The organism is Microbacterium commune (assembly GCF_014836945.1).
Classification (GTDB): domain Bacteria; phylum Actinomycetota; class Actinomycetes; order Actinomycetales; family Microbacteriaceae; genus Microbacterium; species Microbacterium commune.
Genome location: NZ_JACSPX010000002.1, coordinates 149,611 through 169,161 on the forward strand (window position 1 = coordinate 149,611; position 19,551 = coordinate 169,161).

A 19,551-nucleotide genomic window follows, 5' to 3' on the forward strand; every position below is an offset into this window, starting at 1 on the left:
GGCTGGACGGCTCCCGTCAGCGCGAGGCACGCGACACGGCATCCGGGATCGCGACGAGAACGGCGTCGACGTCCGCCTCCGTCGACGTCGCCCCGAGGGTTAACCGCAGCACGCTTCGGGCGTCCTGCTCGCTGCGCCCCATCGCCAGCACCACGTGGGAGGGCTCGGCGACGCCGGCCTGGCAGGCGGATCCGGTGGATGCCGAGATGCCGGCCATGTCGAGCAGGAACAGCAGGCTCTCCCCCACCGCTCCCGGGAACAGCAGGTGCGCATTGCCGGGCAGGCGATCGAGCGGATCGCCGAGCAGCGCCGCGGAGGGGACCGCGGCCAGGACGCCGGCGATGAGCCGGTCGCGCAGCGCGGCGAGCCGGGTGCTCTCGCGCTCGCGTTCGGCCTCGGCCTCCTCCAGCGCGACGGCGAGGGCCGCCGCCCCCGGCACGTCCTGCGTCCCGGCGCGGAGACCGCGCTGCTGCGACCCGCCGTGCAGCAGCGGTGCGATCCGGGCGCTGCGGGACACCACCAGCATCCCCGTTCCGACGGGGGCCCCGATCTTGTGGCCGGCGATGCTCATCGCCACGAGACCCGTGCCGGCGGACGCGTCGCCCCGCAGATCGCGGAAGACGAGGGGCACGTGGCCGCAGGCTGAGACCGCGTCGAGATGCAGCGGAACCCCGGCCGCCGCAGCCGACAGGCTGAGCGCCCGCGCATCGTTGACCGTGCCGACCTCGTTGTTCGCGACGAGCGCGGTGGCGACAGCGGCACCGTCCAGCGCGGCGGCGAACATCGCCGTGTCGATCCGCCCGAGGGCGTCCACCGGCACCGGGCGCACCACGGCTCCCTCCCGCGCCAGGGCCGCGACCGTGTCCGTCGTGGCGTGATGCTCGGCATCCGGCAGCACGATCGCCGCAGCCTCTGCGGTGCGGGCACCCCACAGACCGCGCAGGGCGGTGTTGATCGACTCCGTGCCGCCGGACGTGAACACGACCTCGATCGGATCGCAGCCGACGACCGCGGCAGCGCGCTCCCGCGAGTCCTCGAGCAGACGACGCGCGGCCTGGCCGGCGCCGTGGGTCGACGAAGCGTTGCCGACGATCTCGGACGCCGCGAGCCAAGCGTCGCGTGCACCGGGGCGCAGCGGGGTCGTCGCCGCGTGATCGAGGTAGTGCCGCATCACCCCATCCTCCCATCGCGCCGGCGGCGGGACTGAGGATCACGGCCTCGGAGACGCAGATTCACCGCCGGGAGGTCTGCACGCCTAGGCTGGTGCGCATGCCCGCTCTGCCCGCATCACCCCTCGGCGGCGACGCTCTCGACCACCTCGGCGTGCGCCTGCACGAGGGCGGCGGGACGCTGCGCGTCTGGTCTCGGAACGCGTCGTCCGTCGAGCTCGTCGTCTTCGACGAGGACGACCTCGACTGGGAGACGGCCACGCTGCCGCTCGAGCGGCAGACCGCCGGGATCTGGGAGGTGACGAGTGAGCTGCTGCGGCCGGGAACGCGCTACGCCCTGCGCGTGGACGGCCCGCTCGGCCCTGGCAACGTGTTCAACTCCGAGACCCTGCTGCTCGACCCGTACTCGCGCGGACTCGCGCAGGGCGGCGGCTATCAGGAGTGGCGCTCGGTGGTCATCGCCGACGGCTTCGACTGGGGAGACGTGCGCAAGCCCGCCGTGCCGATGGACGAGACCGTCATCTACGAGGGCCACATCAAGGGCCTCACCAAGCGCCACCCCGGCGTGCCCGCCGCGCTGCACGGCACGTACGCCGGCCTCGCGCATCCGGCGATGACCGACTACCTGACGCAGCTGGGCGTCACGAGCGTCGAGCTGCTGCCGGTGCACGCGTTCGTTCCCGAACCGCGACTGCTCGAGCGCGGCCTGACCAACTACTGGGGATACAACACCCTCAACTTCTTCACCCCGCACGCCGCCTACGCGACCGAGGCCGCCCGCCGCGGCGGGCCCGAGGCCGTGCTCGCCGAGTTCAAGGGCATGGTCAAGCTGCTGCACCAGGCCGGTCTCGAGGTGATCCTCGACGTCGTGTACAACCACACCAGCGAGGAGGGCCTCGGCGGGCCTCGCTCCAGCTTCCGCGGCATCGACAACGCGCTCTACTACCGCCAGCTCGAAGACGGTGCGTACGTCGACACCACCGGCTGCGGGAACACGCTCGACACGTCGGCCGACGCCCCGGCGCGGCTCGTGCTCGACTCGCTGCGGTACTGGGCCACCGAGATGCAGATCGACGGCTTCCGGTTCGATCTCGCGACATCCCTCGCCCGCGACGGCGGCCACGAGTACGACCCCGAGCATCCGCTGCTGCGCGCCATCGCCGAGGATCCGGCGCTGGCGGACGTGAAGATCATCGCCGAGCCGTGGGACGTCGGACTGGGAGGCTGGCAGACGGGCAACTTCCCTGCCGGCTGGAGCGAGTGGAACGATCGCTACCGCGACCGTGCCCGCAACTTCTGGCTGAGCGACATCGACTACGCCCGGCGCGCGTCTGCACCGGTCGGCGTCGGCGGATTCGCCAACCGCCTCGCCGGCTCCGCCAACACCTACTCGCCCGAGCGCGGCCCCCTGGCCAGCGTCAACTTCATCACCGCGCACGACGGCTTCACGCTGCACGACCTCGTCAGCTACGACGTCAAGCACAACGAGGCCAACGGCGAGCACAACCGCGACGGCGCCGACGTGAACCGGTCGTTCAACCACGGGGTCGAGGGCGAGACCGACAGCCCCGGGATCCTCACCACACGACGCAGGGCCATGCGCAACCTGATGGGCACCCTGCTGCTCTCCGCCGGCATCCCGATGATCACCGCCGGCGACGAGTTCGGCCGCACCCAGAAGGGCAACAACAACGCCTACTGTCACGACTCCCCCCTCACCTGGCTGAACTGGTCGCACGAGCCGTGGCAGCGGGATCTGCTCGCGCATGTCACGCTGCTCACGCGTCTGCGAGCGGAGAACCGCGCGCTGCGACCTGCGCGATACGCCGTGCTCGGCGAGCACGTCCCCGAGGCCTCGGAGATGGAGTGGTTCGATCAGAACGGCGAGACGATGGCCGCCGAGCAGTGGAACGACCCCCGTCACCGCACCCTGCAGTACGTCGCGACGAGCGATCCGCGCGACGGCGAGAGCAACCGCATCCTGCTGATCGTGCACGGCACCGAGGCTCCGATCGACGTCCGGCTGCCCGAGGGGCTCGACGGCGCCACCGTCTTCACGTCGCTGTGGTCGAGCGCCGACGAGGCACCGCGTGCAGAACAGCGGCGATACGCACCGGGCGAGGTGCTGCCGATCGCGGGCACCTCGATGCAGCTCTTCCGGGTCGAGTGACGCGCACCAGCCGGCACGGTACATTCGAGGTGTGGCAGCACCGACAGCACGTGACTCTGCGGGTCTGAGAAGCCCCGCCCAGATCCCTCTGCGCCCTGCCGCCGAGACGACACACCTCGCCGGCCTCAGAGCCGGGCGGATCCCGGTGTTCTCGCCGACGCCGCATGTGCCGCAGGGATACCCCGCGAAGGCCTTCGTCGGAGAGGCCGTGCCCTTCGACGTCGTGGCCTTCCGCGAGGGGCATGATCTCATCGGCGTGCATCTGCGCCTGGCCTCTCCGGATGGGCGCGAGACGCTGCACCGGCTCAGCCCGCTCGAGGACGGCACCGATCGCTGGCGCACGACCGTCGCGCTCGACCTGCCAGGCGACTGGCGCTACCGCTTCGAGGCGTTCTCAGACGACTTCGGCACCTGGGCGCACGCCGCCGACGTGAAAGCGGTGGCCGGCGTCGACGTGCCGGTGATGTGCGCTCTGGGCGTGCAGCTGCTCGCGGCGGCCGCCCGGCAGGCCGACCGGCCCGCCGCAGAGATCCGCATCCTGAAGGCCGCCGCGACGACCCTGCGGAAGGCGCAGAAGACGGCGGATGCCGTGTCGCTGCGCGCCGTGGCCGTCGACGCGGCGCTGGCCGAAGCGTTCACCGCTCGCCCGCTCGCCTCGCTCGGATCGGTGATCGACTGGCTGCCGCTGCGCGTGGAGCGTCACCGGGCGGGCGTCGGCGCCTGGTACGAGTTCTTCCCCCGCTCCGAGGGCGCGGTGCGTCGCAAGGACGGCACGGTGAAGAGCGGAACGTTCCGCACCGCAGCCAGGCGTCTGCCTGGCGTGGCCGGCATGGGCTTCGACGTCGTCTACCTCGTGCCGATCCATCCGATCGGCACGACCAACCGCAAGGGTCGCAACAACACCCTCACCACCGAACCCGGCGATCCGGGCTCGCCGTACGCGATCGGCTCCCCCGACGGCGGACACGACGCGATCCACCCCGAGCTCGGCACCGAGAAGGACCTGCGCGCCTTCATCCGCGCCGCCGCGAAGGAGGGCCTCGAGGTGGCCCTGGATCTCGCGCTGCAGGCGTCTCCCGATCACCCCTGGGTGACCGAGCATCCGGAATGGTTCACCACCCTCCCCGACGGAACCATCGCGTACGCCGAGAACCCGCCGAAGAAGTATCAGGACATCTACCCGATCAACTTCGACAACGACCCGGCCGGCAGCTACGCCGAGATGCTGCGCGTGGTCATGCACTGGGTGCGGCTCGGAGTGAAGATCTTCCGGGTCGACAACCCGCACACGAAGCCGCTGCAGTTCTGGGAGTGGCTGATCGCCGAGGTCAACGCCCAGGATCCCGACGTCATCTTCCTGGCCGAGGCGTTCACCCGCCCCGCGGTGATGCGCGCGCTCGCCGCGGTGGGATTCCAGCAGAGCTACTCGTACTTCACCTGGCGCAACACCAAGGCCGAGCTCGAGGAGTTCCTCACCTCGGTGTCGCACGAGACGAGCGACTACATGCGCCCGAACCTGTTCGTGAACACGCACGACATCCTCACCGAGTACCTGCAGTACGGCGGACGGGCCGCCTACCGCATCCGCGCCTGCATCGCCGCCACCGCGGCGCCGATCTGGGGTGTGTACGCGGGTTACGAGCTGATCGAGAACGTGGCCAGGCCCGGCTCCGAGGAGAACATCGACAACGAGAAGTACGAGTACAAGTTCCGGGACTGGGAGGGTGCCGAGCAGCGCGGCGAATCCCTCGCGCCGCTGCTGCGACGCCTGAACGAGATCCGGCGCGAGCATCCGGCGCTGGGTCAGCTCCGCAACTTCGCCGCGCACTGGAGCGACGACGACGCCGTGCTGGTGTACTCCAAGCATCTGGATGCCGCATTCACCGGCACCGGACGGGCCGACACCATCATCGTGGTGGCGAACGTCGACCCCCACTCGGTGCGCGAGACGACGGTGCACCTGGACACCACGGTCTGGGGTGTCGAACCCGGTGACGAGTTCGAGGTCGAGGATCTGCTCACCGGAGCGGTCTGGACCTGGCGCGATCACAACTACGTGCGACTCGACGCGTTCGCCGAGCCGGTGCACATCCTGAAGGTGAAGGAGCGATCATGAGCTATCTCGAAGACGTCTCTGCATCGGCGGAGTGGATCGCGGTGGCGCAATCCACCCATCACGATCCGCACGCCGTGCTCGGGGCGCATCCGCGCACCGATTCCGTGGGGCGCACCACCACGGCGATCCGTGCACGTCGGCCGTTCGCCGAGGCCGTTCAGGCGGTCTTCGACGACGGGTCGCGGCTGGACCTGGCGCATGTCGCGCACGGGATCTGGGAGGGCAGCCACAGCGGGCCGCCGGTGCCGTACCGCATCGCGACGACCTACGAGGGCGGTCACGAGGACATCGTCGGCGACCCGTACCGACACCTCAGTGCGGTCGGGGAGCTCGACATCCACCTCATCGCGGAGGGGCGCCACGAGCGACTCTGGGAGGTACTCGGATCGCACCCGCGCGCTCTGGACGGGGAGCAGGGGGTCGACTTCGCGGTGTGGGCTCCGAACGCCAGGTCGATGCGCGTGGTCGGCGACTTCAACGGCTGGAACGGCGAAGGCCACAGCATGCGCTCGATGGGTGGCAGCGGCGTGTGGGAGCTGTTCGTCCCCGGCGTCGCGGTGGGCGCGCGCTACAAGTACGAGATCCTCGGCGCCGACGGGCACTGGCGGCTGAAGGCCGACCCGATGGCGCAGGAGGCTGAGCTGCCGCCGGCCACCGCCTCCGTCGTCACGCTGAGCGCCTACCGCTGGAACGACGACGCCTGGCTCACCCGGCGGGCCGCCGGCCACGCCGTCGCCCAGCCGATGTCGGTGTACGAGGTGCACCTCGGTTCGTGGCGTGCGGGTCTGACCTACCGCGATGCGGCCGACCCGCTCATCGAGCACGTGCTGGCCACCGGCTTCACGCACGTCGAGTTCATGCCCCTCGCCGAGCACCCGTTCGGCGGATCGTGGGGATATCAGGTGAGCGGCTACTACGCCGCGACGAGCCGATTCGGCACACCCGACGACCTGAGGTATCTGGTCGACCGGCTGCACCAGGCCGGTATCGGCGTGATCATGGACTGGGTGCCGGGCCACTTCCCGAAGGACGCGTTCGCGCTGGCGCGCTTCGACGGCACCGCACTGTACGAGCATGCCGATCCGCGACGTGGCGAGCACCAGGACTGGGGCACCCTGGTCTTCGACTACGGCCGCAGCGAGGTGCGCAACTTCCTCGTGGCGAACGCCCTGTTCTGGCTCAGCGAGTTCCACATCGACGGCCTGCGCGTCGACGCCGTCGCGTCGATGCTGTACCTCGACTACTCACGCAAGGCCGGCGAGTGGGAGCCGAACATCCACGGCGGGCGCGAGAACCTCGAGGCGATCCACTTCCTGCAGGAGGTGAACGCCACCGCCTACCGCACGCACAAGGGCATCGTCATGATCGCCGAGGAGTCCACCGCCTTCCCCGGCGTGACCGCCCCCACCGACCACGCCGGACTCGGCTTCGGGTTCAAGTGGAACATGGGCTGGATGAACGACTCGCTGGAGTACATGAAGCGCGATCCACTGCACCGATCGCACCACGAGGGCGAGATGACGTTCTCGTTCGTCTACGGCTTCGGCGAGAACTACATGCTGCCGATCAGCCACGACGAGGTCGTGCACGGCAAGGGCAGCCTCGTCTCGCGCATGCCGGGTGACCACGCGCAGAGGCTCGCGAACCTGCGCGCCTATCTCGGCTTCATGTGGGGGCACCCCGGCAAGAAGCTGCTGTTCATGGGCCAGGAGTTCGGTCAGATCGGCGAGTGGTCGGTCGACCGGGAGCTGGACTGGTGGCTGCTCGATCAGCCGTCGCACGCTCAGCTGCAGCAGCTGGTGGGCTCACTGAACGCCGTGTACCGCGCGCAGGCACCGCTCTGGGAGCGCGACAACGACAGCTCGTCGTTCTCGCGACTGGGGGCGCCCAGCTGGGATCCCAGCGTGATCGCGTTCGAACGCCGGGATGCCCACGGCGGCCGTCTGGTGGTCATCTCGAACTTCGCGGGCGTGACCCGCACCGGATACCGCCTCGCGCTGCCGGTCGAGGGATCGTGGCAGGAGATCCTGAACACGGATGCCGCTGCCTTCGGCGGAGGGGACGCGGGCAACCTCGGCATGATCAGCGCGCACCGGGAGGACGACGACGCTCCGGCGATCGCCACCGTCACGCTTCCGGCGCTGTCGACCCTGTGGTTCCGGTATCAGCCCGACCCGCACCTGCCGACACCGAGCCGCTGGTGAACGACGAGCGCCCGGCCCCTGAGGGGCCGGGCGCGGTCGTTCGGGCACGGCGTGCGGTCAGAACAGCAGCGAGGTGAGCCTGGTGCGCGCGGATGTCACGCGCGGGTCGGCGGGGCCGATCAGCTCGAACAGCTCGACCAGCCGCTCGCGGATGCGCGTGCGGCTGTCGGCGTCGACGGCGGTGAACAGGTCAAGCAGTCGGTCGAACGCGTCATCGACATGCCCGCCGGCGAGGTCGAGGTCGGCGACCTGGAACTGCGCGTCGACATCCGTCGGCGCGGCAGCCGCGGCTGCGCGGACCTGCTGCAGGTCGAGGCCCTGCACACGGTGCAGCAGGCGTACCTGGCCGAGACCCGCCTTCGCATCCTCGTCACGCGGGTTCTCCGCCAGGGCCTTCTCGTACGCGCCGATGGCGCGCGCGTAGTCGCCCGCTTCGATGGCCTCGAACGCCTCCGCGTGCAGAGGCGGCAGCGGCGCCGGCTCATCGTCCTCCGCCGCGGGTGCCTCTTCGCCGAACGGGACCGACCCGGTGACGCCGTTCTGCGCGGCCACCTCGAGCAGGCGTGCGAAGACCTCGCGCACCTGCTCCTCGGGGACCGCTCCGGTGAACATCGGCACGGGCTGTCCGCCGATCAGTGCGACGACCATCGGGATGGACTGCGCCCGGAAGGCCTGAGCGATCTGCGGGTTCGCGTCGACATCGACCTTCGCGAGCACGACGCGTCCGCGCTGCTCGCGCGCCACCTTCTCGATGATCGGGCTCAGCTGCTTGCACGGCCCGCACCACTCCGCCCAGAGATCGACCACGACGGGAACCGAGCGGGACAGCTCGAGGATCTCGCCGAACGACTGGTCCGTCACATCGACGACGACATCCGGCCGGCCGTCACCCGGCGAAGCCGGGGCTGGTGCGCCCGCCGGTGCCTGGTCGGCTGCCGGACGGCTGCGCAGAGAGGACAGGTCGACTGCGCCGCGGAGCGCGGCAGCGGAGATCTCGGTCACTTGTTCACCTTCACGCTGAGGAGGTCCTGATGGTACGCGAGGAGACGGATCTGCTCCTTGGAGCCCTGCGCGGGCACCGAGAAGAAGAGCTGGATGCCGTAGGTCGTCGTGAAGCCCTTCGCGGACTCCTTCACTCCCGTCAGCACACTCGCCTCCTGATTCTCGCCGATGCGGATCACCGCATCGGATGAGGTCGGGGTGATCGTCTCGGTGTCGTCGACCCGCACGGCCACGACCGCACCGCTGCCCAGAGTGGCGAGGGAGAGCGGCGTCTCCTCCGGTGCGGTCATGTCGAACGCGACCGACGACGTGGTGTCGGCCTTCTTCTCCTTGAGCCCGGTGAGGATGGCCGTGCGGCTGTCGCGGATGCTCTGGGCCAGCTTCTCGGCCGTGGCGTCGAAGCGACCGGCGAACTCGCTCTTGTCGCCGCTGTCGACGAAGTCGGAGAACGCCTCGGCCAGCTGCTCCGGTGCGAGCGCGAGGAACGGCGACTCGGCCGGGATCCGCGTGGTGCCGAGCCACGCCGGGGCGACGTCGGGGAACTCGGCAGCCGCCGGCATGTCGGCCATCTCGGTGATGCGGTAGTTCGACCACGGGTCGTCCTGCGTCATCGTCAGCAGCACGGGCGCTGCGGTGTCGTCCTTCTCGGAGACGGTCAGGGCCAGCACGGCGCGCGGCCAGCTGTCCGTCGCCTCAGGCAGCACGATCTTGACCTTGTCACGCGGTGCCGTCAGCGGCTCCGTGCGCTCGGCGATCTTCGCGCGGAGGGCGTACTCGGTGCGCCGGCCTTCGAGCACGGCGCCGGCGAGGCGGGTCTCCGCGCGCGCGATGTCGAGCTCCGCGTCTGCCTGCTGCACGACTTCGGTGATCTCGGACACGATGCGCTGGCCCTGCTTCTTCGTCACGACCGGCGGCTTCTGGTCTTCGGGGGTCACCACCGTCGGCGTGGGGGTCGGCGTGGGCGTCTGCGCGCCGAACTCGGGCCAGGACTCCGCTGAGCAGCCCGTCGCGAGCACTGCGGTCAGCGTCAGAGCCGGCAGCCCCAGAGCCAGGCGACGACGCAGCGCGGTGCGCGGCGCACGCCCGGATGACTGTTCCTCGCCTTCGGAGGTCGGGGCGGGTGGGTCCGTTCGACCGATCGCCGCGCCGTCGGGATCGGCGGCGGTGCCGTCACCGGCCTCGATGGCTTCTCTGCGCGGGGCGCTCTGCATCTCGATGGGCTGCGTCTCCGGCAGCGGCCCTGGGCCCTTGCGCAGCGGACCGCGTCCGCGACGCTGGTGGCGGATGGCCAGGATGTAGAGCACGAGGCCGGCGAGCAGCAGCACTCCCCCCGCGGTCATCAGCGGACCCGCGAGCGGTGTGCGCGTGTCCAGAGCCCAGCTCACGGCGATGTCCTCGGGCGCGGGCTCGACGCCGTCGCGCGCGATGAGCACGCTGTGTCCAGGGGTCAGCTGCATCTCGGTCACGAGATAGTCGTCTTCGACGAACGAGTCCAGCCAGAGATCGGATCCTGCCGGGTTGCGCCCCGACGTCTCCCCGCCGCCGGCCGGTGCCTGCTGCGCGTCGACGGTCTCGCTGACCGGCTCATCGCCCTTGCCGAGCGTGACCTTCGTGTAGCTCGTGTCGGACAGCCACGCCTCGGCATCGCCGGTACGGGCGTAGGCGACGAAGATCTGGCCCTCACCGCGCACGAGCAGCGTCTGCAGTCCCGGGTGCGCATTGAGCACCTCGGCGTCGACGAGCACATAGGGCTGCGCCTCGTCGGCTGACAGCTCCATCGTCTGCTCTGTGGGGCCCATGAAGATGGTGCGCTGAGCAATTCCGGCTCCGATGAGAACCGTGGCCAGCACGAAGGCCACGACGGCCCATACGAAACGCACGAATCAACTCCTTACGTGACCGGGCATCCGCCGCCGGTCCGCTCGACGTTTCAGACTAGCGAAACCACCTGGGCATTGCCCACGAAGCCCACCGTCTGCGCTGCGCCGGATGCGCTTCGGCCCGTCGCGCCGCCGCCGCACCGTGCAGCAACTAGGATCTTCGCAGATCGACCGGGAGAGCCATGAAGATCCACAGTCCCTTTCGCACCGCGCTGGTGGCGACACTCGGCGTGGGTCTGGGCGTTCTGCTGCTCACCGGCGTGCAGACGCTGTCGACCGTCATCCTCTATATCGGCACGGCTCTGTTCCTGAGTCTCGGACTCGACCCGCTCGTCACCTTCCTCGAGCGCCGCGGACTGCCGCGATGGGCCGCTGTGCTCTTGACCATCCTCGCCGTGCTGAGCGTGTTCGCCGCCGTCATCCTGATCGTGCTGCCCGTCTTCACCGATCAGATCACGCAGCTGGTGGCGCGCACCACGCCGCTGTTCGTCAACGGCGAGCAGACCGTGAGCGACATCAAGGCCTGGCTCACCGACGCCTTCCCCAATCTCGAGGTCAACCTCGTCTTCGACTACATCGACAGCTGGATCACCTCCGATCAGTGGACCAAGAGCGTGACCGAGTGGAGCACGACGATCGGCGAGGGTGTGTGGGTCGTCGGCGGTGCGGTGCTGGCCGGGGCGTTCGGCGCCTTCATCGTGCTGATCCTCACGATCTACATGACGGCCTCGACGCCGTCCCTCAAGCGGGCCGTGTACCAGCTGGTGCCTGCATCGCGGCGCGAGCGCTTCATCGATATCGCCGACCAGATCACCGATTCGGTCGGCCACTACGTGATGGGCCAGGTCACGCTCGGTGTGATCAACGGATTGCTGAGCATGGTGTACCTGTCGATCATCGACGCGCCGTTCACCGCGGTGCTCGCCGTCGTCGCCTTCTTCTTCTCGCTCATCCCCCTGGTCGGAACCCTGACCGGGTCGACGATCATCGTGCTGGCCTGTCTGCTGCCCGGGGTCGGCTCGCCGGGGACGGCGCTGGCCGCGGCGATCTACTACCTCATCTACATGCAGGTCGAGGCGTACTTCATCGCCCCGCGCATCATGAGCCGAGCGGTCTCGGTGCCCGGAGCGGTGGTCGTCATCGCGGCGCTGTCCGGCGGCGCCCTGCTCGGGCTCCTCGGTGCGCTGATCGCGATCCCGGTCGCGGCGAGCGTGCTGATCATCTACCGCCAGGTGCTGATCCCTCGGATGAACGAACGCTGAGCCGGGGCAGCCGCTCTCAGGCGACCCGCCAGCAGTGCGAATGCCAGTGCCGGCGGGCGGCGAGGTCGGCGCTCTCGCCCATCACTCCGTCCGCACGCCAGACGACGACGTGGGCGGTACCGGGCGCGATGATGCTCGTGCAGCCCGGGCACCGGTAGTCCTTGAGCGCCTGCGTCGCCGAGATGGGCTGCACGGTCCACTCCCGGCCCCGTTTCGTCTCGGTGCGCTTCCACCCCGCCAGAAGCCGGTCGAAGGAATCGCCGGACGCGGGACGCTCAGGCCGGCGTCGACGGGATCGTGGCATGACGCCCGATCACCACCAGTGGTTGCGCGTCCAGAAGTCGTACGCTCCGGCCCAGCTGCCGTAGCGGCCGACGGCGTAGCCGTTGCCCCAGCGGAGGTTGTCGACCGGGTCGTATCCGTTGCCGGGCACCTTGCTGCAGGGCAGCGCCTGCACGAGCCCGCACGCGCCGGACGACTGGTTGGTCGCGTTCGGATTCCAGCCGCTCTCCTTGGAGACGATGTAGTCGACGTACGCCCAGTCGCCGCTCGCGATTCCGGCCGCAGCCATCCACTGCTCCTTGGAGCCGCCACCCGTGTACCGCGGCTGCGCGGGTGCACTGCTCTTCTGAGCCGATGCGGTCTTCGCCACCGGTGCGGGCGCTGGTTTCGGCTTGGGTTTCGGCTTGACGTAGACCTCGAAACCATTGCGGGCCACGGGCGCGATGTCCGCGCCCTCGACGGAGACCGTGATGCTCTGCGTGTCGGCGGCGGCGAGCGAGAAGGCGGTCACGGGTCCGTCGGTCGGCTCGGGGTCGGCGACGGCCACACCGCTCGGCGCCATCATGGCGGCGGAGATGCCGACGACGGCGAGCCCGGCCAGCACGGCGCTGACGGGGCGATGGGTCTGAGTCTTCTTCTTCAAGCGAGAGGCGGGCCGGCGCGTCTCGTTCGAGATCAATTCGTTATCGGGGGTCACGATGGCCATCAGTCTACGCACACCTGCACACCTCATCCATGAGAACTCACCGAGAACGCCTCAGCGCACCGAGAGAATGACTTCCACCGTGGCGTCGAGCAGGGCATCCACCTGCTCCTCGCGATACCCGCCGCGCTGCATGCGGAAGGCGGCGCCGCGCACCTGATCGACATCGAGCGGCTCGCCGTCCCGCAGGAACGCGGCGATGCGGTCGCCGACGTGGTCGACCTCGTCCACCTGGTAGCCGAACGTCAGGATGCTGGTGCGCGCGAACCGCTTCTTCCGCGGCCGACTCAGGTGATCGAGCACCTGCTGAGCGTCCTCCCGCGCCTGAGCCACCCAGGCGTCCACTCCGACGCGGGCGATCGCCCGTTCGCGGGCGCGCTGGGCGAACGCATCCTCCACCCGCGAGAGCGCGGCGTCGACCTCGGCGATGACGTACCCGCCCCTGACCAGCGGGAAGGATGCCGCGCGCACGTCGTCCGCGCCGAAATCTGCACGCGATTCCTCGAACGCCGCTCGGGCGGAGTCGAGGAAGCTGTCGACCGCAGCACGGTGGTACCCGCGCTGGCGGCCCTGTGCCAGGGCGAACGCCGGCGGCGTCTCGTCGTGCGGCCGTGTGAGCGTCTCGAGGCCGGGATCAGTCATCAGGATCCGATCAGAGGAGTAAGGAGGTGATACAGCGCGAGCGCGGGAACAGTCGAGGGCAGGATGCTGTCGAGGCGGTCGAGCAGCCCGCCGTGGCCGGGAAGCCAGGAGCTCATGTCCTTGATGCCGAGGTCGCGCTTGAGCATCGACTCGCCGAGATCGCCGAGCGTGGCGCAGATGAGGATCGCCGCGCCGAAGATCAGGCCGCACCACCAGGGCAGCTCGAGCAGGAAGATCGCCAGGAGCACGCCCACCGCGAGCGACCCGACGACGGCACCGCCGAAGCCCTCCCAGGTCTTCTTGGGGCTGATCCGCGGCGCCATGGGGTGCTTGCCGAACGCGAGTCCGGCCGCGTACGCGCATGTGTCGGCGGCGACGGCGACGGCGATGAAGCCGAGCACCCACCATTCGCCGTTCTCACGGCTCAGCAGCATGAGCGCGACCGAGGTCAGGAACGGCACGTACACCTGCACGAACGCCCCGACGACGACATCGGCGAGCACCGCACCGTAGGTGCGACCGTCGCCGGCGATCATCTGGCCGATCATCCGCCACACGCTGACGAAGGCGACGGCGGCGATGAGCACGACCCAGCTCAGCCACAGCGCCGCGAACGGCCCGGTGAGCAGCACCGCCGCACCCGCGATCAGCTGGGGGGCGATGTCCACACGGCGACCGCCCGCGCGAAGTGCCCGGGTGAGCTCGTAGGTGCCGAGCAGACCGGCCGCGATCGCGATCGGCAGGAACAGCCACTTGATGAAGAGCAGGGAGGCGATCAGAACCGCACCGAACGCGACGCCGATGAGGATGGCCACGATGAGATCGCGGCCGGTGCGCTGTTTGATCCGCTCGTTGGCCTGATCGAACTGCTCGCGAGCCTGCGTCACGTGCGACTCGAACTCGCCGCGCCTGGCGCGCCACTGCTCACGCAGCGCGTGCGAGTCCGCGCCGTCCTCAGCGGGCATCGGCGGGCGCGGGGGGATGCGGGCGGTGTCGAAGACCGGGAACGACGCACCCGCGAGCGGGCGCGTCGAGTCCGATGCGCCGACACCCGAATCGCCGAGAGCGCGGCGCGATGACTCATCGCCCTCAGCGGGAGCATCGCCCTGTCGGGCTTCTCTTCGCGTCAGCGGCTGTTCGCCGGAATCGCTGTCGCCTGCCATGCCGTCAGACCTCGAGCAGCTCTGCCTCTTTGCGCTTGAGCGCGTCGTCGATCGCGTCGACGTACTGACGGGTCAGCGCGTCGAGCTCCTTCTCGCCGCGAGCGATCTCGTCTTCGCCCACGTCGTTCTTGAGCGCGTCGAGCTGATCCTTCGCCTTGCGTCGGATCCCGCGCACCTGCACCTTGGCGTCCTCGCCCTTCGAGCGCACGAGCTTGACGTACTCCTTGCGACGCTCTTCGGTCAGCTCGGGCATCGTCACGCGCACGATGTTGCCGTCGTTGGTCGGGTTCGCGCCGAGGTTCGGCATGTCGCGGATGGCCTGCTCGATCGCCCGCAGCGCGCTCTTGTCGTACGGGGTGACGATCAGCGTGCGCGCCTCGGGGTTGGCCATCGAGGCGAGCTGCGCGATCGGCGTCGGGGAGCCGTAGTAGTCGACCATCAGCTTCTGGAAGAGCTGGGGGTTCGCGCGCCCGGTGCGGACGGTGGCGAAGTCCTCCTTGGCGGCGTCGACCGCGCGGGTCATGCGTGCGGTGGTATCTGCGAGGACGTCCGCGATCACGGGTGCTCCTTAGGTCGTGGTTTTCGAACGATTCTATCCGGCGATGTGCCGCAGAACCCTGAGCGACGAGGCGGTCAGGGCGTGACGAGCGTTCCGATGGGCTCGCCGAGCAGCGCCTTCGTGACATTGCCCGCCGGCTCCATGCCGAACACGCGCATGTCCATGTTGTTGTCCATGCACAGGCTGAACGCGGTGGAGTCGACCACCTTGAGGCCGCGCTGCAGAGCGTCGCGGTAGGTCACGCGGTCGATGCGCTCGGCGCTGGCGTCCTTGTTGGGGTCGGCCGTGTAGATGGCGTCGACGCCGTTCTTCGCCACCAGCACCTCGTCCGCTCCGATCTCGAGGGCGCGCTGCGCGGCGACCGTGTCGGTGGAGAAGTACGGCAGGCCCGCACCGGCACCGAAGATGACGACGCGCCCCTTCTCCATGTGACGCTCGGCGCGACGCGGGATGTACGGCTCGGCGACCTGGGTCATCGAGATGGCGGACTGCACCCGGGTCGCGGCGCCGGCCTGCTCGAGAAAGTCCTGCAGGGCGAGGGCGTTCATGACCGTGCCGAGCATGCCCATGTAGTCGGCTCGGCCGCGGTCCATCCCGCGCTGGCTGAGCTCGGCCCCGCGGAAGAAGTTGCCACCGCCCACGACGATCGCGATCTCGACGCGGTCGACGGCCGCGGCGATCTCACGCGCGATCTGTCCGACGACGTCGGGGTTGACGCCCAGCTGGCCTGCGCCGAACGCTTCGCCGGAGAGCTTCAGGAGGACGCGCCGGCGTCCGGTGCCTTCGGTCATGGGTGGGTTCCTCTCGTCCCGATTCAAGATAGTGCCTTCTGGGCATGAAGAAGGGGGTTCGGATCGCAGATCCGAACCCCCTGGAGGTTGTTACGCGCCGACCTTGAAGCGGGCGAAGTCGGTGACGGTGATACCGGCATCCTTCGCGACCTGGGCCACGGACAGCTTGTTGTCCTTCGCGTAGTCCTGCTCGAGAAGCGCGACCTGCTTGAAGTAAGCGGTGACGCGACCCTCGACGATCTTCGGCAGAGCAGCCTCGGGCTTGCCCTCGTTGCGGGAGATCTCGGTGACGATCTCGCGCTCCTTCTCGACCTCGGCGGCCGGGACGTCCTCACGGGTGAGGTACGACGGGTTCGCGAACGAGATGTGCTGGGCGATGCTGCGCGCGGTCTCGGCGTCAGAGCCGCTGTACGCGACGACGACACCGATCTGCGGCGGCAGGTCCTTGCTGGTGCGGTGCAGGTACACCGACACGGCGTCGCCGGTGATGGTGCGCACGCGACGCAGTTCGACCTTCTCGCCGATGATGGCTGCCTCGTCCGAGATCAGCTGCTCGACCGTCTGGTCGCCGGCCGGGGCTGCGAGGGCCGCCTCGATCGAGTCCGCGGAGACGGCCGCGACGGCGTCGGCGACCTTCTCGGCGAGCGTGATGAAGCGCTCGTTCTTCGCGACGAAGTCGGTCTCGCAGGCGAGCTCGATCAGCGTGACGGCACCGTCGGTCTCACGAGCGACGACGAGGCCCTCGCTGGTGGAGCGGTCGGCGCGCTTCGCGTTGCCCTTCGCACCCTTGAGGCGAAGGATCTCGGTGGCCTTCTCGACGTCTCCGTCAGCCTCCTCGAGCGCCTTCTTGGTGTCGACCATTCCGGTGCCGAGCTGCTCGCGCAGCGCCTTGATGTCGGCGATGGTGAAGTTGGCCATGTGTGGTGGCTCCTTGCTTCGTATCTGAACGTGTGGGGTGACTTACTTGGCGTCTGCCTCGGCGGCGGGCTCAGCCGTCGCGTCGGCGGCCGGAGCCTCATCGGCGGGTGCCTCGGTGGCTGCAGCTTCGGTGGCCTCGGCCGCGGGTGCCTCGTCGGCGGCCGGAGCGTCAGCGGCGGCCGGAGCCTCGCCGCCCTCGAGCAGCTCGCGCTCCCACTCGGCGAGCGGCTCGGCGTCACCGGCGTCGGGGTTGTGCTTCTGCTGCAGGCCCTCGGCCGCGGCGTCGGCGATGATGCGGGTCAGCAGCGAGACCGAGCGGATCGCGTCGTCGTTGCCGGGGATCGGGTACTGGAAGTCGTCCGGGTCGGCGTTCGTGTCGAGGATGCCGATCACGGGGATGCCGAGCTTCTTGGCCTCGTCGATGGCGAGGTGCTCGCGCTTGGCGTCGACGACCCACAGAGCCGACGGGGTCTTCGACAGGTTGCGGATGCCGCCGAGCGACTTGTGCAGCTTGTCGAGCTCGCGCTTCTTGAGAAGGAGCTCCTTCTTCGTGAAGCCGGAAGCCGCGGGGTTGTCGTAGTCGAGCTCCTCGAGCTCCTTCATGCGAGCGAGACGCTTCGCGATGGTGGAGAAGTTGGTGAGGAGGCCACCCAGCCAGCGCTGGTTGACGTAGGGCTGGCCGACGCGGTCGGCCTGCTCGGCGAGGATCTCCTGCGCCTGCTTCTTGGTGCCGACGAAGAGGATGGTGCCGCCGCGCGCGACGGTCTCCTTGACGAAGTCGTAGGCCTGGTCGATGTACGACAGCGACTGCTGCAGGTCGATGATGTGGATGCCCGAGCGCTCGGTCAGGATGAAGCGCTTCACCTTCGGGTTCCACCGGCGGGTCTGGTGTCCGAAGTGCACGCCGCTGTCGAGCAGCTGGCGGATGGTGACCACAGCCATGGTCGTCTCCTTGTTCTGACGCTCTCGCGTCGTTGAGGTTGATACGCCGATCGATTCGACCGGCAGTCCTGGTACCCGGCGCACACCCGCCCGCTCGAAGAGCGGGACCTGTGGGAGTGGATGCCACGACCTGAGTCGCTGTGGGCACGCGTAGTCACCTCGATTTCGAGGTGCTCCCCCAGTGTACAGGATCGGGCCACCGCGAACGTCCTGCACAGGAGCGTGAATCGGCGGCTTATCCCCGGCCGTCGCCATCCCGCGCACGCGGCGACGCGGCATGGGCGAGGGTGAGTCGATGCGCTCCAGATCGGCCGCCCTCGTCCTCTCGCTCGCCCTGTCCCTCGGCGGCAGCGCGAGTCCCTCCGAAGCCGACGGAACGTGGGAATGGCCGGTGCGCGGCGCCCGCTCGATCGCCGCTCCCTTCCGCGCCCCGGCGCACGAGTACGGGTCAGGTCATCGCGGCATGGACGTCGCGGTCGGCGCGAGCCCTGACGTCATCGCTCCCGCTCCCGGCGTCGTGGCGTTCCGCGGAACGGTGGTCGACAGGCCGCTGATCACGATCGACCATGGCGGGGGTCTGGTGAGCACGTGGGAGCCGGTGTCGTCGGCCTTGTCCCCCGGCGATGCGGTGGCGGCCGGGGATCTGATCGGCACGGTGGCGGCAGGTGGTCATACCGCGCGCGGCGCGCTGCATGTCGGCGTCCGGCTCGACGGACGCTACGTCAATCCCCTACCCCTGTTCGGCGAAGTGCCGAGGGCTGTCCTGCTTCCCTGCTGCGAAGGGTGAGGGGGCGCGCACCGGGTCATCCGCCGGGTGTCACGCGCGCGGATGCGCGAGGCGGTATCCGGCGAGCAGACGCTCAGCCGACACGTGCGTGTAGATCTGCGTCGTGCCGAGGCTCGCGTGACCGAGGATCTCCTGCACCGCGCGCAGATCGGCCCCGCCGTCGAGCAGGTGCGTGGCTGCGGAGTGCCGGAGGGCATGCGGGCCGACGTGCTCGGCGCCGACGATCGGGCTCAGAACCCGGGCGACGAGGGCGTAGACGGTGCGGGCGCCGATGCGCGCTCCGCGCGCACCGAGGAACAGCGCCGGCGTCGACTGCGCGGCGCGCGCCATCAGCGCCGGGCGCCCTCGGCTCAGGTAGGCGCCGATGGCGTCGGCGGCGGGCGCGCCGTACGGAACCACCCGCTCCTTGGCGCCCTTGCCCAGCACCCGCACGGTGCGACGATCCATGTCCACGTCGTCGACGTCGACGCCGCACAGCTCGGACACGCGCATGCCGCTGCCGTACAGCGCCTCGAGGATCGCATGGTCGCGCAGCGCGAGGGGATCACCGGCGGCCGCGGCCGCACGAAGCTGGTCGAGCAGGTCGCGCATGCCGTCCTGGGATGCGACGACCGGCAGCGTCTTGGAGCGCTTCGGCGTCACGAGGCGCAGGCTGGGATCGACCGAGATGAGTTCGCTCTCGTGCGCCCACCCGAAGAACGAGCGTGCGGCCGCCGCGCGTCGAGCGAGCGTCGACCTCGCGTCGCCGCGTCGGGTGGCTCGCCACAGCCACTCGCGCAGCAGCTCGAGGTCGATCTCGCGCAGGTCCACGTCGGCGACGACGGCGCCGAGGTCGGCGAGGTCGGAGCGGTAGGCGCGCACGGTCGCCGGTGACAGCCGTCGCACCCGCTCGAGGTACGACGTGAAGGATGTCACCGCGTCCGCATACCGCACCGCTCCAGCATGCCGCTCCTCGGCGGCA

17 protein-coding genes are annotated in these 19,551 nt (G+C 69.6%); 5 read left to right on the plus strand and 12 right to left on the minus strand.

Annotation, left to right across the window (positions count from 1 at the left end; genetic code table 11):
- Positions 1–16 precede the first annotated feature (16 nt).
- Positions 17–1,171: a cysteine desulfurase family protein gene (locus H9633_RS10055; RefSeq protein ID WP_191713063.1), complete on the minus strand. Its 1,155-nt coding sequence runs from the start codon at positions 1,169–1,171 to the stop codon at positions 17–19.
- 98 nt (positions 1,172–1,269) lie between these two features.
- On the opposite strand from H9633_RS10055, the gene glgX reads away from it, so the two are divergent.
- Genes glgX through glgB form a run of 3 tightly spaced genes read left to right on the plus strand, consistent with a single transcriptional unit; the run spans position 1,270 to position 7,659 of the window.
- On the plus strand, positions 1,270–3,339 hold the full coding sequence (gene glgX / locus H9633_RS10060; protein ID WP_191713064.1) for a glycogen debranching protein GlgX: 2,070 nt from the start codon (positions 1,270–1,272) through the stop codon (positions 3,337–3,339).
- 31 nt (positions 3,340–3,370) lie between these two features.
- A complete protein-coding gene (locus H9633_RS10065; RefSeq protein ID WP_071644739.1) occupies positions 3,371–5,455 on the plus strand; it encodes an alpha-1,4-glucan--maltose-1-phosphate maltosyltransferase in 2,085 nt (694 codons plus the stop codon).
- On the plus strand, positions 5,452–7,659 hold the full coding sequence (gene glgB, locus H9633_RS10070; RefSeq protein ID WP_191713065.1) for a 1,4-alpha-glucan branching protein GlgB: 2,208 nt from the start codon (positions 5,452–5,454) through the stop codon (positions 7,657–7,659). Before H9633_RS10065 ends, glgB begins: the two co-directional genes overlap by 4 nt.
- Before the next feature lie 57 nt (positions 7,660–7,716).
- On the opposite strand, the gene H9633_RS10075 is transcribed toward glgB, so the two are convergent.
- Positions 7,717–8,661, minus strand: a complete 945-nt coding sequence (locus H9633_RS10075; RefSeq protein ID WP_191713066.1) for a tetratricopeptide repeat protein — start codon at positions 8,659–8,661, stop codon at positions 7,717–7,719.
- Positions 8,658–10,541 (minus strand): glycosyl transferase, encoded by a 1,884-nt coding sequence (locus H9633_RS10080; protein WP_191713067.1) that lies wholly within the window; start codon positions 10,539–10,541, stop codon positions 8,658–8,660. The genes H9633_RS10075 and H9633_RS10080 overlap by 4 nt, the downstream gene beginning before the upstream one ends.
- 182 nt (positions 10,542–10,723) lie before the next feature.
- On the opposite strand from H9633_RS10080, the gene H9633_RS10085 reads away from it, so the two are divergent.
- The gene (locus H9633_RS10085) at positions 10,724–11,803 is read left to right on the plus strand and encodes an AI-2E family transporter (RefSeq protein ID WP_191713068.1); all 1,080 of its coding nucleotides are present in this window, start codon (positions 10,724–10,726) and stop codon (positions 11,801–11,803) included.
- 16 nt (positions 11,804–11,819) lie between these two features.
- Here H9633_RS10085 and H9633_RS10090 read toward each other — a convergent pair whose 3' ends face one another.
- From H9633_RS10090 to rpsB, 8 genes are all read right to left on the minus strand, one after another.
- Complete coding sequence (locus H9633_RS10090) at positions 11,820–12,107, minus strand: hypothetical protein (protein WP_071644734.1); 288 nt, start codon at positions 12,105–12,107, stop codon at positions 11,820–11,822.
- Between the two features lie 9 nt (positions 12,108–12,116).
- Positions 12,117–12,782 carry an aggregation-promoting factor C-terminal-like domain-containing protein gene (locus tag H9633_RS10095; protein WP_318247258.1) on the minus strand — a complete coding sequence of 222 codons (666 nt, stop codon included), beginning with the start codon at positions 12,780–12,782 and terminating at the stop codon, positions 12,117–12,119.
- A 60-nt stretch (positions 12,783–12,842) separates the two neighbouring features.
- Positions 12,843–13,430 (minus strand): DivIVA domain-containing protein, encoded by a 588-nt coding sequence (locus tag H9633_RS10100; RefSeq protein WP_191713070.1) that lies wholly within the window; start codon positions 13,428–13,430, stop codon positions 12,843–12,845.
- Positions 13,430–14,593: a phosphatidate cytidylyltransferase gene (locus H9633_RS10105; protein WP_083428808.1), complete on the minus strand. Its 1,164-nt coding sequence runs from the start codon at positions 14,591–14,593 to the stop codon at positions 13,430–13,432. Before H9633_RS10105 ends, H9633_RS10100 begins: the two co-directional genes overlap by 1 nt.
- 4 nt (positions 14,594–14,597) lie before the next feature.
- Complete coding sequence (gene frr / locus H9633_RS10110; protein WP_071644732.1) at positions 14,598–15,152, minus strand: ribosome recycling factor; 555 nt, start codon at positions 15,150–15,152, stop codon at positions 14,598–14,600.
- 74 nt (positions 15,153–15,226) lie between these two features.
- Positions 15,227–15,943 carry a UMP kinase gene (gene pyrH, locus H9633_RS10115; protein ID WP_191713071.1) on the minus strand — a complete coding sequence of 239 codons (717 nt, stop codon included), beginning with the start codon at positions 15,941–15,943 and terminating at the stop codon, positions 15,227–15,229.
- Positions 15,944–16,033: 90 nt separating this feature from the next.
- The gene (tsf, locus tag H9633_RS10120; RefSeq protein WP_071644730.1) at positions 16,034–16,861 is read right to left on the minus strand and encodes a translation elongation factor Ts; all 828 of its coding nucleotides are present in this window, start codon (positions 16,859–16,861) and stop codon (positions 16,034–16,036) included.
- A gap of 42 nt (positions 16,862–16,903) precedes the next feature.
- Entirely contained in the window at positions 16,904–17,803 is a 900-nt protein-coding gene (gene rpsB, locus H9633_RS10125) for a 30S ribosomal protein S2 (RefSeq protein ID WP_071644729.1), read from the minus strand.
- Between the two features lie 295 nt (positions 17,804–18,098).
- Between rpsB and H9633_RS10130 the strand changes: the two genes are divergently transcribed.
- Positions 18,099–18,590, plus strand: a complete 492-nt coding sequence (locus tag H9633_RS10130; protein WP_191713072.1) for a murein hydrolase activator EnvC family protein — start codon at positions 18,099–18,101, stop codon at positions 18,588–18,590.
- A 30-nt stretch (positions 18,591–18,620) separates the two neighbouring features.
- Here H9633_RS10130 and H9633_RS10135 read toward each other — a convergent pair whose 3' ends face one another.
- Positions 18,621–19,523 carry a tyrosine recombinase XerC gene (locus H9633_RS10135; protein WP_191713073.1) on the minus strand — a complete coding sequence of 301 codons (903 nt, stop codon included), beginning with the start codon at positions 19,521–19,523 and terminating at the stop codon, positions 18,621–18,623.
- Positions 19,524–19,551: the final 28 nt, after the last annotated feature.

What these genes read in the sequence shown, in the direction of transcription:
- H9633_RS10055 (WP_191713063.1), bottom strand. Translation starts at nt 1,171, where the DNA reads ATGCGGCACTACCTCGATCACGCGGCGACGACCCCGCTGCGCCCCGGT.
- glgX (WP_191713064.1), top strand. Translation starts at nt 1,270, where the DNA reads ATGCCCGCTCTGCCCGCATCACCCCTCGGCGGCGACGCTCTCGACCAC.
- glgB (WP_191713065.1), top strand. Translation starts at nt 5,452, where the DNA reads ATGAGCTATCTCGAAGACGTCTCTGCATCGGCGGAGTGGATCGCGGTG.
- H9633_RS10085 (WP_191713068.1), top strand. Translation starts at nt 10,724, where the DNA reads ATGAAGATCCACAGTCCCTTTCGCACCGCGCTGGTGGCGACACTCGGC.
- H9633_RS10090 (WP_071644734.1), bottom strand. Translation starts at nt 12,107, where the DNA reads ATGCCACGATCCCGTCGACGCCGGCCTGAGCGTCCCGCGTCCGGCGAT.
- H9633_RS10100 (WP_191713070.1), bottom strand. Translation starts at nt 13,430, where the DNA reads ATGACTGATCCCGGCCTCGAGACGCTCACACGGCCGCACGACGAGACG.
- H9633_RS10105 (WP_083428808.1), bottom strand. Translation starts at nt 14,593, where the DNA reads ATGGCAGGCGACAGCGATTCCGGCGAACAGCCGCTGACGCGAAGAGAA.
- pyrH (WP_191713071.1), bottom strand. Translation starts at nt 15,943, where the DNA reads ATGACCGAAGGCACCGGACGCCGGCGCGTCCTCCTGAAGCTCTCCGGC.
- tsf (WP_071644730.1), bottom strand. Translation starts at nt 16,861, where the DNA reads ATGGCCAACTTCACCATCGCCGACATCAAGGCGCTGCGCGAGCAGCTC.
- rpsB (WP_071644729.1), bottom strand. Translation starts at nt 17,803, where the DNA reads ATGGCTGTGGTCACCATCCGCCAGCTGCTCGACAGCGGCGTGCACTTC.
- H9633_RS10130 (WP_191713072.1), top strand. Translation starts at nt 18,099, where the DNA reads ATGCGCTCCAGATCGGCCGCCCTCGTCCTCTCGCTCGCCCTGTCCCTC.